The sequence below is a fragment of the Mesorhizobium sp. P2_F7 genome, from assembly GCF_056403695.1.
The window spans coordinates 108,973-123,446 of sequence record NZ_JBFUFA010000015.1 but is presented as its reverse complement, the minus strand read 5'-3'; the positions used below and the strand labels follow the sequence as shown (position 1 = coordinate 123,446).

General features: G+C 61.8%; 27 protein-coding genes. All 27 read left to right on the top strand.

From position 1 onward, the window contains the following. Positions 1-248, top strand: a 248-nt coding sequence (locus tag AC1DZ8_RS30150) for an EF-Tu C-terminal domain-related protein (RefSeq protein WP_461435615.1), incomplete at its 5' end; no start/stop codon positions are given. Positions 249-315: 67 nt separating this feature from the next. After that, complete coding sequence (rpsJ, locus tag AC1DZ8_RS30145) at positions 316-624, top strand: 30S ribosomal protein S10 (protein WP_010909272.1); 309 nt, start codon at positions 316-318, stop codon at positions 622-624. A 61-nt stretch (positions 625-685) separates the two neighbouring features. Beyond that, positions 686-1,399: a 50S ribosomal protein L3 gene (gene rplC, locus AC1DZ8_RS30140; protein ID WP_112395064.1), complete on the top strand. Its 714-nt coding sequence runs from the start codon at positions 686-688 to the stop codon at positions 1,397-1,399. Then, positions 1,399-2,019 carry a 50S ribosomal protein L4 gene (gene rplD, locus AC1DZ8_RS30135; RefSeq protein WP_023672750.1) on the top strand — a complete coding sequence of 207 codons (621 nt, stop codon included), beginning with the start codon at positions 1,399-1,401 and terminating at the stop codon, positions 2,017-2,019. The genes rplC and rplD overlap by 1 nt, the downstream gene beginning before the upstream one ends. Further along, the gene (locus AC1DZ8_RS30130; protein ID WP_023672751.1) at positions 2,016-2,309 is read left to right on the top strand and encodes a 50S ribosomal protein L23; all 294 of its coding nucleotides are present in this window, start codon (positions 2,016-2,018) and stop codon (positions 2,307-2,309) included. Before rplD ends, AC1DZ8_RS30130 begins: the two co-directional genes overlap by 4 nt. Positions 2,310-2,331: 22 nt before the next feature. Beyond that, on the top strand, positions 2,332-3,165 hold the full coding sequence (gene rplB, locus AC1DZ8_RS30125) for a 50S ribosomal protein L2 (RefSeq protein ID WP_112618131.1): 834 nt from the start codon (positions 2,332-2,334) through the stop codon (positions 3,163-3,165). Between the two features lie 16 nt (positions 3,166-3,181). Beyond that, entirely contained in the window at positions 3,182-3,460 is a 279-nt protein-coding gene (gene rpsS / locus AC1DZ8_RS30120) for a 30S ribosomal protein S19 (RefSeq protein ID WP_006205463.1), read from the top strand. A 2-nt stretch (positions 3,461-3,462) separates the two neighbouring features. Then, positions 3,463-3,852 carry a 50S ribosomal protein L22 gene (gene rplV / locus AC1DZ8_RS30115; protein ID WP_006205462.1) on the top strand — a complete coding sequence of 130 codons (390 nt, stop codon included), beginning with the start codon at positions 3,463-3,465 and terminating at the stop codon, positions 3,850-3,852. Further along, entirely contained in the window at positions 3,852-4,577 is a 726-nt protein-coding gene (rpsC, locus tag AC1DZ8_RS30110) for a 30S ribosomal protein S3 (protein WP_013895697.1), read from the top strand. The genes rplV and rpsC overlap by 1 nt, the downstream gene beginning before the upstream one ends. 26 nt (positions 4,578-4,603) lie before the next feature. After that, positions 4,604-5,017, top strand: a complete 414-nt coding sequence (gene rplP / locus AC1DZ8_RS30105) for a 50S ribosomal protein L16 (protein WP_006205460.1) — start codon at positions 4,604-4,606, stop codon at positions 5,015-5,017. A 13-nt stretch (positions 5,018-5,030) separates the two neighbouring features. Then, positions 5,031-5,231 carry a 50S ribosomal protein L29 gene (gene rpmC, locus AC1DZ8_RS30100; RefSeq protein WP_006205459.1) on the top strand — a complete coding sequence of 67 codons (201 nt, stop codon included), beginning with the start codon at positions 5,031-5,033 and terminating at the stop codon, positions 5,229-5,231. Between the two features lie 11 nt (positions 5,232-5,242). Beyond that, positions 5,243-5,482: a 30S ribosomal protein S17 gene (gene rpsQ / locus AC1DZ8_RS30095; protein WP_296747247.1), complete on the top strand. Its 240-nt coding sequence runs from the start codon at positions 5,243-5,245 to the stop codon at positions 5,480-5,482. A gap of 71 nt (positions 5,483-5,553) precedes the next feature. Further along, positions 5,554-5,922 (top strand): 50S ribosomal protein L14, encoded by a 369-nt coding sequence (gene rplN / locus AC1DZ8_RS30090; RefSeq protein ID WP_006205457.1) that lies wholly within the window; start codon positions 5,554-5,556, stop codon positions 5,920-5,922. A gap of 12 nt (positions 5,923-5,934) precedes the next feature. Beyond that, entirely contained in the window at positions 5,935-6,249 is a 315-nt protein-coding gene (gene rplX, locus AC1DZ8_RS30085) for a 50S ribosomal protein L24 (RefSeq protein ID WP_013531428.1), read from the top strand. Next, positions 6,242-6,841 carry a 50S ribosomal protein L5 gene (gene rplE / locus AC1DZ8_RS30080; protein ID WP_477281467.1) on the top strand — a complete coding sequence of 200 codons (600 nt, stop codon included), beginning with the start codon at positions 6,242-6,244 and terminating at the stop codon, positions 6,839-6,841. Before rplX ends, rplE begins: the two co-directional genes overlap by 8 nt. Positions 6,842-6,868: 27 nt before the next feature. After that, on the top strand, positions 6,869-7,174 hold the full coding sequence (gene rpsN / locus AC1DZ8_RS30075) for a 30S ribosomal protein S14 (protein ID WP_010909282.1): 306 nt from the start codon (positions 6,869-6,871) through the stop codon (positions 7,172-7,174). Positions 7,175-7,186: 12 nt separating this feature from the next. Beyond that, complete coding sequence (gene rpsH, locus AC1DZ8_RS30070) at positions 7,187-7,585, top strand: 30S ribosomal protein S8 (RefSeq protein WP_006205453.1); 399 nt, start codon at positions 7,187-7,189, stop codon at positions 7,583-7,585. A gap of 41 nt (positions 7,586-7,626) precedes the next feature. Continuing rightward, the gene (rplF, locus tag AC1DZ8_RS30065; RefSeq protein ID WP_023682603.1) at positions 7,627-8,160 is read left to right on the top strand and encodes a 50S ribosomal protein L6; all 534 of its coding nucleotides are present in this window, start codon (positions 7,627-7,629) and stop codon (positions 8,158-8,160) included. Between the two features lie 140 nt (positions 8,161-8,300). Beyond that, a complete protein-coding gene (rplR, locus tag AC1DZ8_RS30060; RefSeq protein ID WP_477305564.1) occupies positions 8,301-8,660 on the top strand; it encodes a 50S ribosomal protein L18 in 360 nt (119 codons plus the stop codon). A 93-nt stretch (positions 8,661-8,753) separates the two neighbouring features. Next, positions 8,754-9,317 carry a 30S ribosomal protein S5 gene (gene rpsE / locus AC1DZ8_RS30055; RefSeq protein ID WP_006333394.1) on the top strand — a complete coding sequence of 188 codons (564 nt, stop codon included), beginning with the start codon at positions 8,754-8,756 and terminating at the stop codon, positions 9,315-9,317. 24 nt (positions 9,318-9,341) lie between these two features. After that, positions 9,342-9,539, top strand: a complete 198-nt coding sequence (gene rpmD / locus AC1DZ8_RS30050; RefSeq protein ID WP_006205449.1) for a 50S ribosomal protein L30 — start codon at positions 9,342-9,344, stop codon at positions 9,537-9,539. 22 nt (positions 9,540-9,561) lie between these two features. Further along, entirely contained in the window at positions 9,562-10,035 is a 474-nt protein-coding gene (rplO, locus tag AC1DZ8_RS30045) for a 50S ribosomal protein L15 (RefSeq protein ID WP_142865528.1), read from the top strand. 256 nt (positions 10,036-10,291) lie between these two features. Then, entirely contained in the window at positions 10,292-11,632 is a 1,341-nt protein-coding gene (gene secY, locus AC1DZ8_RS30040) for a preprotein translocase subunit SecY (protein WP_192254278.1), read from the top strand. Beyond that, positions 11,629-12,237: an adenylate kinase gene (locus AC1DZ8_RS30035; protein ID WP_477281475.1), complete on the top strand. Its 609-nt coding sequence runs from the start codon at positions 11,629-11,631 to the stop codon at positions 12,235-12,237. The genes secY and AC1DZ8_RS30035 overlap by 4 nt, the downstream gene beginning before the upstream one ends. A gap of 192 nt (positions 12,238-12,429) precedes the next feature. Then, the gene (rpsM, locus tag AC1DZ8_RS30030) at positions 12,430-12,798 is read left to right on the top strand and encodes a 30S ribosomal protein S13 (RefSeq protein ID WP_006205445.1); all 369 of its coding nucleotides are present in this window, start codon (positions 12,430-12,432) and stop codon (positions 12,796-12,798) included. Positions 12,799-12,956: 158 nt separating this feature from the next. Then, complete coding sequence (rpsK, locus tag AC1DZ8_RS30025; protein WP_006205444.1) at positions 12,957-13,346, top strand: 30S ribosomal protein S11; 390 nt, start codon at positions 12,957-12,959, stop codon at positions 13,344-13,346. 101 nt (positions 13,347-13,447) lie between these two features. Continuing rightward, positions 13,448-14,458: a DNA-directed RNA polymerase subunit alpha gene (locus tag AC1DZ8_RS30020; protein ID WP_477305561.1), complete on the top strand. Its 1,011-nt coding sequence runs from the start codon at positions 13,448-13,450 to the stop codon at positions 14,456-14,458. Positions 14,459-14,474: the final 16 nt, after the last annotated feature.

The following is a 14,474-nucleotide window of genomic DNA, read 5'->3' as shown; positions in this document are numbered from 1 at the left end:
CCAAGGACGAAGGTGGCCGTCACACGCCGTTCTTCACCAACTACCGTCCGCAGTTCTACTTCCGCACGACCGACGTGACCGGCATCGTGTCGCTGCCGGAAGGCACCGAGATGGTGATGCCCGGCGACAACATCACGGTCGATGTCGAGCTGATCGTGCCGATCGCCATGGAAGAGAAGCTGCGCTTCGCCATCCGTGAAGGCGGCCGCACCGTCGGTGCCGGCATCGTCGTCACCATCAAAGAATAATTAGACTTAAACCGATCTGTCGCGGGCGCGGAGTTGCCCGCGCCGCGCCAGAACAAGGAAGTGACGCATGAACGGACAGAATATCCGCATCCGCCTGAAGGCGTTTGATCACCGCGTGCTCGACGCCTCGACGAAAGAAATCGTGTCGACGGCCAAGCGCACCGGAGCAAACGTTCGCGGCCCCATTCCGCTGCCGACGCGGATCGAAAAGTTCACGGTCAACCGGTCGCCTCACGTCGACAAGAAGAGCCGCGAGCAGTTCGAGATGCGCACGCACAAGCGTCTGCTCGACATCGTCGATCCGACCCCGCAGACCGTCGATGCTTTGATGAAGCTCGATCTGGCCGCCGGTGTCGACGTCGAGATCAAGCTCTAAGGGAATGAGAGCGCGGTAAGGGGCGGTGCCCCTGGCCCGGAACTCTAAAGGAATTGAACCGATGCGTTCAGGTGTGATTGCAAAGAAGGTGGGAATGACCCGCATCTATAATGATGCCGGGGAACATGTTCCCGTCACCGTTCTCCAGATGGAGAACTGCCAGGTCGTGGCTCAGCGCACGCAGGAGAAGAACGGCTACACGGCCGTTCAGCTCGGCGTTGGCCTTGCCAAGGTGAAGAACACGTCGAAGGCGATGCGCGGCCATTTCGCGACCGCTTCCGTCGAGCCGAAGGCGAAGGTCGCCGAGTTTCGCGTCTCCGCCGACAACATGATCGATGTTGGCGCCGAGATCACCGTCGAGCACTTCGTCGCCGGCCAGAAGGTCGATGTGACGGGCACGACGATCGGCAAGGGTTTTCAGGGCGTCATCAAGCGCCACCACATGGGTGGTGGCCGCGCGACGCACGGTAACTCGGTTTCGCACCGTACGCACGGTTCGACCGGCCAGCGTCAGGATCCGGGCAAGGTGTTCAAGGGCAAGCATATGGCTGGCCACATGGGCGACACCCGCGTCACCACACAGAATGTCGAGATCGTTTCGACCGACGCCGATCGCGGCCTGATCCTGATCCGCGGTGCGGTTCCCGGATCGAAGGGCGCCTGGATCCTGGTCCGCGATGCGGCCAAGGTGGCACTGCCGGCCAATGCGCCGAAGCCTGCCGCGATCCGCGCTGTCGCCAAGAACGAGGCTCCGGCCGCAGAGGGAGCAGAATAATGGATCTCAAGATCACAACGCTTGGCGGCAAGGACGCCGGCAAGGTGAAACTCTCCGAGGAGATTTTCGGCCTTGATCCGCGCGAGGACATCCTGCAGCGCGTCGTGCGCTGGCAGCTGGCCAAGCGCCAGCAGGGCACGCACAAGGCCAAGGGCCGCGCCGAAATCGCGCGTACCGGCGCCAAGATGTACAAGCAGAAGGGTACGGGCCGCGCCCGTCACCATTCGGCACGCGCTCCGCAGTTCCGCGGCGGCGGCAAGGCCCACGGCCCGGTCGTTCGCAGCCACGAGCACGATCTGCCGAAGAAGGTGCGCGCTTTGGGCTTGCGTCATGCTCTCTCGGCCAAGGCCAAGAGCGCGTCGATCATCATCATCGACGAGCTGAAGCTGACCGAGGCCAAGACGAAGGCGCTGATCGCGAATTTCGCGACGCTGGGCCTGACCAACGCTTTGGTGATCGGCGGTGCCGAGCTTGACCAGAACTTCAAGCTGGCAGCGACCAACATCCCGAACATCGACGTGCTGCCCATCCAGGGCATCAACGTCTACGACATTCTTCGCCGCGGCACGCTGGTCCTTTCGAAGGCCGCCGTCGAGGCTCTCGAGGAGCGCTTTAAATGACCGACCTTCGTCATTACGACGTGATCGTCTCGCCGGCGATCACCGAAAAGTCGACCATGGCTTCCGAGAACAACCAGGTCGTCTTCAACGTCGCCAAGAAGGCGTCGAAGCCGGAAATCAAGGCCGCTGTCGAAGCGCTGTTTGGCGTCAAGGTTACGGCCGTGAACACGCTTGTCCGCAAGGGCAAGATCAAGCGCTTCCGCGGCACGATCGGCCGCCAGAGCGACGTCAAGAAGGCGATCGTGACGCTGGCCGACGGCCAGTCGATCGACGTCGCGACGGGTCTCTGAGCTAGGCCGCGAGGACAGGACAATGGCACTTAAAAAATTCAACCCGGTAACGCCGAGCACCCGCCAGCTGGTTATCGTCGACCGCTCGGGCCTCTACAAGGGCAAGCCCGTCAAGGGCCTGACTGAAGGCCTGACCAAGTCGGGCGGCCGCAACAATCACGGCCGCATCACGGCCCGCTTCATCGGCGGCGGTCACAAGCGTTCGTACCGCATCATCGACTTCAAGCGCCGCAAGTTCGACGTCGTCGGCACGGTCGAGCGCATTGAATACGATCCGAACCGCACCGCCTTCATCGCGCTGATCAAGTACGACGATGGCGAGCTGTCCTACATCATCGCCCCGCAGCGTCTTGCGGCCGGCGACAAGATCGTGGCCGGCGAAGCGGTCGACGTGAAGCCGGGCAATGCGATGCCGCTGGCCTCGATGCCGGTCGGCACGATCGTCCACAACATCGAGCTGAAGCCGGGCAAGGGCGCCCAGGTCGCTCGCTCGGCCGGTGGCTACGGCCAGCTGGTCGGTCGCGACCAGGGCATGGCGATCCTGCGCCTAAACTCGGGCGAGCAGCGTGTCGTTCACGGCTCCTGCATGGCCACCGTCGGCGCCGTGTCGAACCCCGACCACGGCAACATCAACGACGGCAAGGCCGGCCGCACGGTCTGGCGCGGCAAGCGCCCGCACAATCGCGGCGTGACCATGAACCCGGTCGACCATCCGCACGGCGGTGGTGAAGGCCGCACCTCCGGTGGCCGTCATCCGGTCAGCCCGTGGGGCAAGCCGACCAAGGGCAAGAAGACGCGGTCCAACAAGGCGACCGACAAGTTCATCCTGCGCTCGCGCCATCAGCGCAAGAGCTAAGAAGAGGTAACGCCAAGTGACTCGTTCTATTTGGAAAGGCCCCTTCATCGACGGCTACCTTCTCAAGAAGGTGGACAAGGTTCGTGAAGGTGGTCGCAATGAGGTGATCAAGATGTGGAGCCGTCGCTCCACCATCCTGCCGCAGTTCGTCGGCTTCACCTTCGGTGTCTACAACGGCCAGAAGCATGTTCCCGTCTCGGTGAACGAGGACATGGTCGGTCACAAGTTCGGTGAATTCGCTCCGACCCGGACCTATTACGGTCACGGCGCGGATAAGAAGGCGAAGAGGAAATAATCATGGGCAAGGCCAAAGCTCCGCGCAGGCTTGCTGACAACGAAGCGCGCGCCGTTCTGCGCACGATCCGTATCAGCCCGCAGAAGCTGAACCTGGTTGCCGCGCTGATCCGCGGCAAGAAGGTCGCGACAGCGCTTTCCGACCTCGAATTCTCGGCCAAGCGGATTTCCGGCACGGTCAAGAAGACGCTGGAATCGGCGATCGCCAACGCGGAAAACAACCACGACCTCGATGTCGATGCGCTGATCGTGGCGGAAGCCTATGTCGGCAAGTCGATCGTCATGAAGCGTTTCCACGCCCGTGGTCGCGGTCGCGCCAGCCGTATCGAGAAGCCGTTCTCGCACCTCACGATCGTCGTTCGTGAAGTCGAAGAAAAAGGGGAGGCCGCATAATGGGCCAGAAAGTCAATCCGATCGGTCTGCGCCTCGGCATCAACCGCACCTGGGATTCGCGCTGGTTCGCGAACACCGGCGAGTACGGCAAGCTGCTGCATGAGGACATCAAGATCCGCAAGTATCTTGAGAAGGAACTCAAGCAGGCTGCGATCTCCAAGGTCGTGATCGAGCGTCCGCACAAGAAGTGCCGCGTCACCATCCATGCGGCGCGTCCGGGTCTGATCATCGGCAAGAAGGGCGCCGACATCGAGAAGCTTCGCAAGAAGCTGATGGAGATGACGAAGTCCGAGACGCACCTCAACATCGTTGAAGTGCGCAAGCCGGAAATCGACGCGACCCTGGTCGCCCAGTCAATCGCCCAGCAGCTCGAGCGTCGTATTGCGTTCCGTCGCGCCATGAAGCGTGCCGTTCAGTCGGCGATGCGGCTGGGTGCCGAAGGCATCCGCATCAACTGCGCCGGCCGTCTCGGCGGCGCCGAGATCGCGCGCATGGAATGGTACCGTGAAGGCCGCGTGCCGCTGCATACGCTGCGCGCCGACGTCGATTACGGCACGGCCGAAGCGAACACGGCTTACGGCATCTGCGGCGTCAAGGTCTGGGTGTTCAAGGGCGAAATCCTCGAGCACGATCCGATGGCTTCGGAGCGTCGCGCGACCGAGGGTGATGCTGCGCATGGCGGTGGTGGTGATCGCGAGCGCGGTCGTCGTCGCGAAAACGCCTGATTATTTAGGAATTTGGAGTTAGAACGATGCTGCAGCCAAAGCGCACAAAGTTCCGCAAGCAGTTCAAGGGCCGTATCCATGGTACCGCAAAGGGCGGCACCAACCTGGATTTCGGTGGTTTCGGGCTGAAGGCGCTTGAGCCGAACCGCGTCACCGCGCGTGAGATCGAGGCGGCTCGCCGCGCGATCACTCGTGAGATGAAGCGTGCCGGCCGCGTGTGGATCCGTATTTTCCCAGACGTGCCGGTGACGTCGAAGCCGACCGAAGTGCGCATGGGTAAGGGTAAGGGCGCGGTCGATTACTGGGCGGCGCGCGTCAAGCCGGGCCGCATCATGTTCGAGATCGACGGCGTCAACGAAGAAACCGCCCGTGAGGCGCTGCGTCTCGGCGCGGCCAAGCTCTCGGTCAGGACGCGCTTCGTACAGCGCATCGCAGAATAAGGACGGGCTGATCATGAAAGCCGAAGACATCCGGACCAAGACCCAGGACCAGCTGACCGACGATCTGGCCAGCCTGAAGAAGGAGCAGTTCAACCTGCGCTTCCAGAAGGCCACCGGCCAGCTCGAGAAGACCGCGCGCGTGAGGCAGGTCCGCAAGGACATTGCGCGTATCAAGACCATCGCTGCGGAAAAGTCCGCGGCCAAGAAGGCTTAAGGACGAAAACCATGCCAAAGCGCATTCTGCAGGGCACCGTCGTCAGCGACAAAAACGAGAAGACGGTTGTCGTCAAGGTCGAACGGCGCTTCACGCATCCCGTGATGAAGAAGACCGTGCGCATGACCAAGAAGTACAAGGCGCACGACGAGAACAACGCCCACAAGGTCGGCGACGAGGTGTTCATCCAGGAATCGAAGCCGATTTCCAAGGATAAGCGCTGGATCGTCGTGTCTTCGGACCAGGCGTAAACAACGAATTTTGGACAGACCGGGGAGGGGCTTCGAGCCCGTCCCGTTAGAAAAGAAGAAGGCGGCCAGTCATGATTCAGATGCAAACAAACCTCGACGTCGCGGATAATTCCGGCGCGCGTCGTGTCATGTGCATCAAGGTGCTGGGCGGCTCGAAGCGGAAATACGCTTCCGTGGGCGACATCATCGTGGTGTCCATCAAGGAAGCCATTCCGCGCGGCCGCGTTAAGAAGGGCGATGTGATGAAGGCGGTCGTGGTTCGCACGGCCAAGGACATCCGCCGCCCGGACGGCAGCGTGATCCGTTTCGACAAGAACGCGGCCGTTCTCGTCGACAACAAGAAAGAGCCAATCGGCACGCGTATCTTCGGACCGGTTCCGCGCGAACTTCGCGCCAAGAACCACATGAAGATCATCTCGCTCGCGCCTGAAGTGCTGTAAGGAGCCGGACCAATGCAAAAGATTAGAAAAGGCGACAAGGTCGTCGTGCTGGCCGGCAAGGACAAGGGCCGTTCGGGCGAAGTCCTCTCGGTTCAGCCGAAGGAAGACACCGCGCTGGTGCGTGGCGTCAACATGATTCGCCGTCACCAGAAGCAGTCCCAGTCCCAAGAGGGCGGGATCATCACCAAGGAAGCGCCGATCCAGCTGTCGAACATCGCGCTGGCCGACCCCAAGGATGGCAAGCCGACCCGCGTCGGTTTCATCTTCCAGAAGGACGGCAAGAAGGTGCGCGTCGCCAAGCGCTCGGGAGAAGTCATCAATGGCTAAGGCTCAAACCACGAAGCCCAAGGCTGAAAGCAAACAGTCCAAGGCCAATAACACGCCGCGCCTCAAGCAGGTCTACAACGAGACCATCCGCAAGGCGTTGCAGGAGCAGTTCGGGTACGACAACGAGATGCAGGTTCCGCGCATCGACAAGATCGTGCTGAACATGGGCGTCGGCGAAGCGACCGCGGATTCGAAGAAGCCTTCGATCGCGGCCGAAGACCTGGCGATGATCGCCGGTCAGAAGGCCGTCGTCACCCGTGCCCGCAACTCGATCGCCGGCTTCAAGGTCCGCGAGAAGATGCCGATCGGCGCCAAGGTCACGCTGCGCAAGGAACGCATGTACGAGTTCCTCGACCGCCTCGTGAACATCGCGCTGCCGCGCGTCCGCGACTTTCGCGGACTGAATCCGAAGAGCTTCGATGGCCGTGGCAACTACGCCATGGGCATCAAGGAACACATCGTGTTCCCGGAGATCAACTACGACAAGGTTGATCAGATCTGGGGCATGGACGTCATCGTTTGTACGACTGCGAAGACGGACGACGAAGCCAGGGCATTGCTCAAGGCCTTCAACTTCCCCTTCCGCCAGTAACGGCAGCGAGAAAAGGAAAAATCTGAAATGGCAAAGACCAGCTCAGTCGAGAAGAACAACAGGCGCCGCAAGCTTGCCGACCAGTACGGTCCCAAGCGCGCTGCGCTGAAGGCGATCATCATGGACCAGTCCAAGCCGATGGAAGAGCGCTTCCGCGCTCAGCTGAAGCTGGCTGCCCTGCCGCGCAACTCGGCCAAGATCCGCATCCGCAACCGCTGCGAAGTGACGGGGCGCCCGCGCGCCTACTATCGCAAGCTCAAAGTATCGCGCATCGCGCTTCGTGATCTCGGCAATAACGGCCAGATCCCGGGCCTGGTCAAGTCGAGCTGGTAAGGAGGACATAACATGTCATTGAGCGATCCTCTCGGCGATATGCTGACCCGCATCCGCAACGCGTATGGCCGCAAGAAGTCGAGCGTCTCGACGCCGGCCTCGCGCCTGCGTACCCGCGTCCTCGACGTGCTGAAGGCTGAAGGCTATATCCGCGATTACAGCCAGACCGACTTCGACAACGGCAAGTCCGAGATCGAAATCGAGCTGAAGTATTTCGACGGTGCTCCGGTCGTGCGCGAAATCGCCCGCGTCTCGAAGCCGGGCCGCCGCGTTTACGTCTCGGCCAAGTCGATCCCGCACGTCGCCAACGGCCTCGGCATCGCCATCCTTTCGACGCCGAAGGGCGTGATGGCCGATCACGAAGCACGCGAACAGAACGTCGGTGGCGAAATCCTCTGCCAGATTTTCTAATTCGGCAGACCTGAAACAAGAGAAGTGACGAGGACAACCAAATGTCTCGTATTGGAAAGAAACCCGTTTCGCTGCCGCAGGGCGTGACCGCGACCGTCAACGGCCAGACCGTGACGGCGAAGGGCCCCAAGGGCGAGCTGAAGTTCGTGGTGAACGACGAAGTGCTGGTCAAGATGGAAGGCAGCGAGATCGCTGTCCAGCCGCGCGACCAGACCAAGACCGCCCGCTCCAAGTGGGGCATGTCGCGCACGCAGATCGTCAACATCCTGCAGGGCGTCAAGGACGGTTTTGAGAAGAAGCTCGAGATCACCGGCGTCGGCTATCGCGCCGCCCTTCAGGGCAAGAACCTGCAGCTGGCGCTTGGCTTCAGCCATGACGTGGTCTACGAGACGCCGGCTGGCATCACGATCACTGTGCCGAAGCCGACGGAAATCACCGTGACCGGCATCGACAAGCAGCAGGTCGGCCAGGTCGCCGCCGAGATCCGCGAGTATCGCGGTCCCGAGCCTTATAAGGGCAAGGGTGTCCGCTATGCCGGAGAGAAGATCGTCCGCAAGGAAGGCAAGAAGAAGTAGTAGGTCTGGCCCCGAAAAGTTGCAGACTTTTCGGAAAAGGCCAAGCCAAAGAAATGTAACGCCGCGGGGAGCGGTCGCGGGAGGCGCTTTCGCCTACCGCATATGGCGGCCCCCGTTTTTTGAAGGCAAGGAAGACCACCATGGCTAACAAGGAATCCATCCAGCGCCGCGCGCAGCGCGTTCGTCGCCAGATCAAGAAGGTCGCCGGCGAGCGTCCGCGTCTGTCGGTTCACCGCACGTCGAAGAACATCTACGTGCAGGTCATCGACGACGCCAAGGGCCACACCATCGTCGCCGCTTCGACGCTCGAGAAGGACCTCAAGGGTTCGCTCAAGACCGGTGCCGACACCGCGGCTGCTGCCGCGATCGGCAAGCTGATCGCCGAGCGCGCCACCAAGGCCGGCGTCAAGGAAGTCGTCTTCGACCGCGGCGCCTACATCTATCACGGCCGCGTCAAGGCGCTGGCCGAGGCTGCCCGTGAAGGTGGCTTGAGCTTCTAATTTCGCCCCCGGCGACCGTTTCCCGATTTATTCGGGGCGAGGCGCCGGATCTTATCAGCAACCGTGCTTCCGGAAAAAAACAAGGAACAGGATATGGCACAGGAACGTAGGGATGGCGGCCGCGGCCGCGATCGTGAAGAGCGCGATGACGGCATGGTGGACAAGCTCGTCCACATCAACCGCGTCGCCAAGGTCGTCAAGGGCGGCCGTCGCTTCGGTTTTGCAGCACTCGTCGTCGTCGGCGACCAGAAGGGCCGCGTTGGCTTCGGTCACGGCAAGGCGCGCGAAGTGCCGGAAGCCATCCGCAAGGCAACCGAATCGGCAAAGCGCGACATGATCTTCGTGCCGCTGCGCTCGGGCCGCACGCTGCACCACGACGTCGAGGGACGTTGGGGCGCTGGCCGCGTGCTGCTGCGCGCTGCCAAGCAGGGTACCGGCATCATCGCCGGCGGTCCGATGCGCGCTGTCTTCGAGACGCTCGGCATGCATGACGTGGTCGCCAAGTCGATGGGTTCGTCGAACCCCTACAACATGGTTCGCGCCACGTTCGACGCGCTGAAGAGCCAGATGCATCCCAAGGATGTGGCTGCTGCGCGCGGCATCAAGTATTCGACCCTTCAGGCCCGCCGCGGCACCGCCGTTGCGGCTGAAGAATAGTCGATCTGACCAGGGATTTTGACCATGGCCAAGAAAGCAACCAAGACCATCACCGTTGAGCAGATCGGCTCGCCGATCCGCCGCCCGAAGGAACAGCGCGCAACGCTGGTCGGCCTCGGCCTCAACAAGATGCACAAGCAGCGCACGCTGGAGGACACTCCCTCGGTGCGCGGCATGATCGCTGCCGTCCAGCATCTCGTCCGCGTCGTGGACGAGGGCTGAGCAAAAGCGCAGGAGAACCCAGATGAAACTCAACGATCTGCGTGACAAGGACGGCGCGACGCACTCCAAGAAGCGTCTCGGCCGTGGCATCGGCTCCGGCTCGGGCAAGACCGGCGGTCGCGGCGTCAAGGGCCAGAAGGCACGCTCCGGCGTCGCCATCAACGGCTTCGAGGGTGGCCAGATGCCGCTCTACCGGCGCCTGCCGAAGCGTGGCTTCAACAACATCTTCGCCAAGAGCTTTGTCGTCGTGTCGCTGGCCCGTATCCAGACCGCGCTCGATGCCAAGAAGCTCGACGCCAAGGCGACCGTGACGGCCGAGGCACTGGTTGCTGCAGGCGTCATCCGCCGCGTCAAGGACGGCGTGCGCATCCTCTCGGATGGCGAGCTCAAGGCAAAGCTTGCCTTCGACGTCGCCGGCGCCTCCAAGGCTGCGATCGAGAAGATCGAAAAGGCCGGCGGTTCGGTCAAGCTGCCGGAAGCGGCCGCTGCCGAGTAACGGCAATTTGAAGCGCACCAGGCAGGAACGGTATTCGTTTTTGCTCACGATTGCGCTTTGATCCGATCAATTGAGCGGCCGCGTCAACGCGGCCGCTTGCATGTTGAGAGCCCGGAGCTTATCTCGTGAGCTTCGGTGACACGCGCCGCCTGAGCTGCGGGCATCGAGCGTGACATAGAAATCAAGAAGTAGCGCATGATGTTATCCGAAAACCGCTTCACACTTTTCGGCATCATGCTCTAGCGGAGAATCAGGCATGGCTTCGGCTGCAGAACAACTAGCCTCGAATCTGAATTTTGCGGCCTTCGCCAAGGCGGAGGACCTGAAGAAGCGAATCTGGTTCACCGTAGGCGCGCTGCTCGTCTATCGCCTCGGCACCTATATTCCACTGCCCGGCATCAACCCCGATGCCTTCGCTCAGGCCTTCTCTTCGCAGGCCAAGGGCGTGCTCGGCATGTTCAACATGTTTGCCGGCGGCGCCGTGCAACGCATGGCGATCTTCGCGCTCGGCATCATGCCTTACATCTCGGCCTCCATCATCATGCAGCTGATGACCTCGGTCATTCCGTCGCTGGAAGCGCTGAAGAAGGAAGGCGAGCAGGGCCGCAAGGTCATCAACCAGTACACGCGCTACGGCACGGTGCTTTTGGCGCTGGTGCAGGCGTATGGCATTTCGGTTGGCCTCGAAGGCGGCAACGGCATCGTCAACGATCCCGGCATGTTCTTCCGCATCTCGACCGTCGTCACCCTGGTCGGCGGCACCATGTTCCTGATGTGGCTGGGCGAGCAGATCACCGCGCGCGGCATCGGCAACGGCATTTCGCTGATCATCTTCTCCGGCATTGTGGCCGGCCTGCCACGCGCCATCTCCGGCACGCTGGAACTCGGCCGCACCGGTGCGCTATCGACTGGCCTCATTCTCGCAATCATCGTGCTGGCCATCATCGTCATTGCGCTGATCGTCTTCTTCGAGCGCGCCCAGCGCCGCCTGCTGATCCAGTATCCGAAGCGCCAGGTCGGCAACCGCATGTTCCAGGGCGATACCTCGCATCTGCCGCTGAAGCTCAACACGTCGGGCGTCATTCCGCCGATCTTCGCCTCGTCGCTGCTGCTTTTGCCGGCAACGGTCGCCGGCTTCTCGCAGACGACGAACCTGCCGGCCTGGGCCAGCACGGTGCTCGCCTCGCTCGGCCACGGCCAGCCGCTCTACATGCTGTTCTATGCGGGCATGATCGTGTTCTTCGCCTTCTTCTACACGGCCATCGTGTTCAATCCCAAGGACACCGCCGACCAGCTCAAGAAGCATTCCGGCTTCATTCCCGGCTACCGTCCGGGTGAGCGCACCGCCGATTACATCGACTATGTCCTGACGCGCATCACCGTCGTCGGCGCCATCTATCTGGTGCTGGTGTGCCTGCTGCCCGAATTCCTGATTTCGGCGACTGGCGTACCATTCTACCTCGGTGGCACATCGCTTCTGATCGTGGTCAGTGTAACCCTCGATACGGTGGCGCAGATTCAGGGTCACCTGATCGCGCACCAGTATGAGGGCCTGATCAAGAAGTCGAAGTTGCGCGGGGGGAAGAAGGCCAGATGAGATTGATATTGCTTGGGCCGCCAGGAGCGGGCAAGGGGACGCAAGCACAAAGACTGGTAGAGAAATACGGCATACCCCAGCTGTCGACGGGCGACATGCTGCGGGCTGCCGTGCAGGCCGGCACCGAAGTCGGCAAGCGCGCCAAGGCGGTGATGGATGCTGGCGAGCTGGTGTCCGACGCCATCGTCAACGCCATCGTGGCCGAGCGCATCGATCAGCCCGATTGCGCCAATGGTTTCATCCTCGACGGCTATCCGCGCACGCTGGTGCAAGCCGATGCGGTTGAATCGATGCTCGCCGAGCGCGGCATCGGCCTCGACGCCGTGATCGAGTTCGTCGTCGACGACAAGGCGCTGGTCGGCCGCATTGTCAAGCGCGCCGAAGACGCCAAGGCCGCCGGCCAGCCGGTGCGCAAGGACGACAACCCGGTGGTGTTTGAAGAGCGCCTGCGGGAATATTACAAGAAGACCGCTCCGCTGATCGGCTACTACTACGCCAAACGCACGCTGAAGAGCGTCGACGGCATGGCCGGTATCGACACTGTGACGGCGGAGATCGAAGCTCTGCTCGCCGCAGTGACGCGGGAGACCGTTACGGCAAAGTAAAGATTGCGCTTGACTGGAACGGTTCGCTGGGTTATGGCGGCCCGTCTTCCTATCAGGCATGAGGCTTGCTTGTCCGCAAGGGCAAGGCAGCCGCATTGAAACTAGGAAACTCCCGCATGGGCCGGCCTCCACCGGACGCGGGGAATTTTGGATAGCGCTGGTTCGTCCGGCCCACATGGAGAAGAGAAGAATATGGCTCGTATAGCCGGCGTCAACATTCCGACCAACAAGCGCGTCGTCATTGCGCTTCAGTACATTCACGGCATTGGCAAGAAGTTCGCCCAGGAGATCGTCGACAAGGTCGGCATCCCGGCCGAGCGCCGCGTCAACCAGTTGACCGACGCGGAAGTGCTGCAGATCCGCGAGACCATCGACCGCGACTACCAGGTCGAAGGCGACCTGCGCCGCGAAGTGTCGATGAACATCAAGCGTCTCATGGACCTCGGCTGCTACCGCGGCCTGCGTCACCGCCGCTCGCTGCCGGTTCGCGGCCAGCGCACGCACACCAATGCACGCACCCGCAAGGGCCCGGCCAAGTCGATCGCCGGCAAGAAGAAGTAATTTAGGGGAATAAGGGAGTAGGGGAGTAAGGCAGTAGGGAATGCCCGTCGATCGGGGCGCATTTTTCCCTACTCCCTTACTGCCCTATTCCCCTACTCCCTTTGTAAGGTGGAGCCGCTGGCATTACGGCGGTGTAGAGATCAACTGAAAGGACTATCATGGCCAAGGAAGCCGCTCGTGTTCGCCGTCGCGAACGCAAGAACATCTCGTCGGGCGTTGCCCACGTCAATTCGACCTTCAACAACACGATGATCACCATCACCGACGCGCAGGGCAATTCCATTGCCTGGTCGTCGGCCGGTGCCCAGGGCTTCAAGGGTTCGCGCAAGTCGACCCCGTTCGCCGCCCAGATGGCTGCCGAAGACGTCGCCAAGAAGGCCCAGGAACACGGCATGCGCATGCTCGAAGTCGAGGTCTGCGGACCCGGCTCCGGTCGTGAATCGGCGCTTCGCGCCCTGCAGGCGGCCGGCTTCACCATCACCTCGATCCGTGATGTGACGCCGATCCCGCACAATGGCTGCCGCCCGCGCAAGAAGCGCCGCGTCTAAGACATTACCGAACGCCGCGCGAGCGCCTCTGGCGCTCCTCCACGGCACTCCAGGTCGCCCGCCACGATTGGATGGTGGCGGGTCAACGGAAGGAAAGCATCATGATCCAGAAAAATTGGCAGGAACTGATCAAGCCGAACAAGATCGAGTTCTCGTCGAAGAAGAAGACGCTGACCACGCTGGTCGCCGAGCCGCTCGAGCGTGGCTTCGGCCTGACGCTCGGCAACGCGCTGCGCCGCGTGCTTCTGTCTTCGCTGCGCGGTGCGGCTGTGACCGCCGTGCAGATCGACGGCGTTCTGCATGAATTCTCGTCGATCGCCGGTGTGCGTGAAGACGTGACCGACATCGTGCTCAACATCAAGGAAATCGCCATCCGCATGGAAGGCGATGGTCCCAAGCGCATGGTCGTTCGCAAGCAGGGCCCGGGTGCGGTTCTGGCTGGCGACATCCAGACGGTTGGCGACGTCGAGATCCTCAACCCCGACCACGTCATCTGCACGCTCGACGAAGGCGCTGAAATCCGCATGGAATTCACCGTCGACACCGGCAAGGGCTACGTGCCGGCAGAGCGCAACCGCGGCGAAGACGCGCCGATCGGCCTGATCCCGGTCGACAGCCTGTATTCGCCGGTCAAGAAGGTCTCCTACAAGGTCGAAAACACCCGCGAGGGCCAGGTTCTCGACTATGACAAACTGACCATGACCATCGAGACCGACGGTTCGATCTCGGGTGAGGACGCGGTGGCTTTCGCCGCCCGCATCCTGCAGGACCAGCTTGGCCTGTTCGTCAACTTCGACGAGCCGCAGAAGGAAGTTGCCACCGAAGCCGTCACCGAGCTCGCCTTCAACCCGGCGCTGCTCAAGAAGGTCGACGAACTCGAGCTTTCGGTGCGTTCGGCCAACTGCCTGAAGAACGACAACATCGTCTACATCGGCGATCTCATCCAGAAGACCGAAGCCGAGATGCTGCGCACCCCGAACTTCGGCCGCAAGTCGCTGAACGAGATCAAGGAAGTCTTGGCGGCGATGGGCCTGCACCTCGGCATGGAAGTGCCGGACTGGCCGCCGGAAAACATCGAAGACCTCGCCAAGCGTTACGAAGACCAATATTGAGCATGAATTCCAAGGA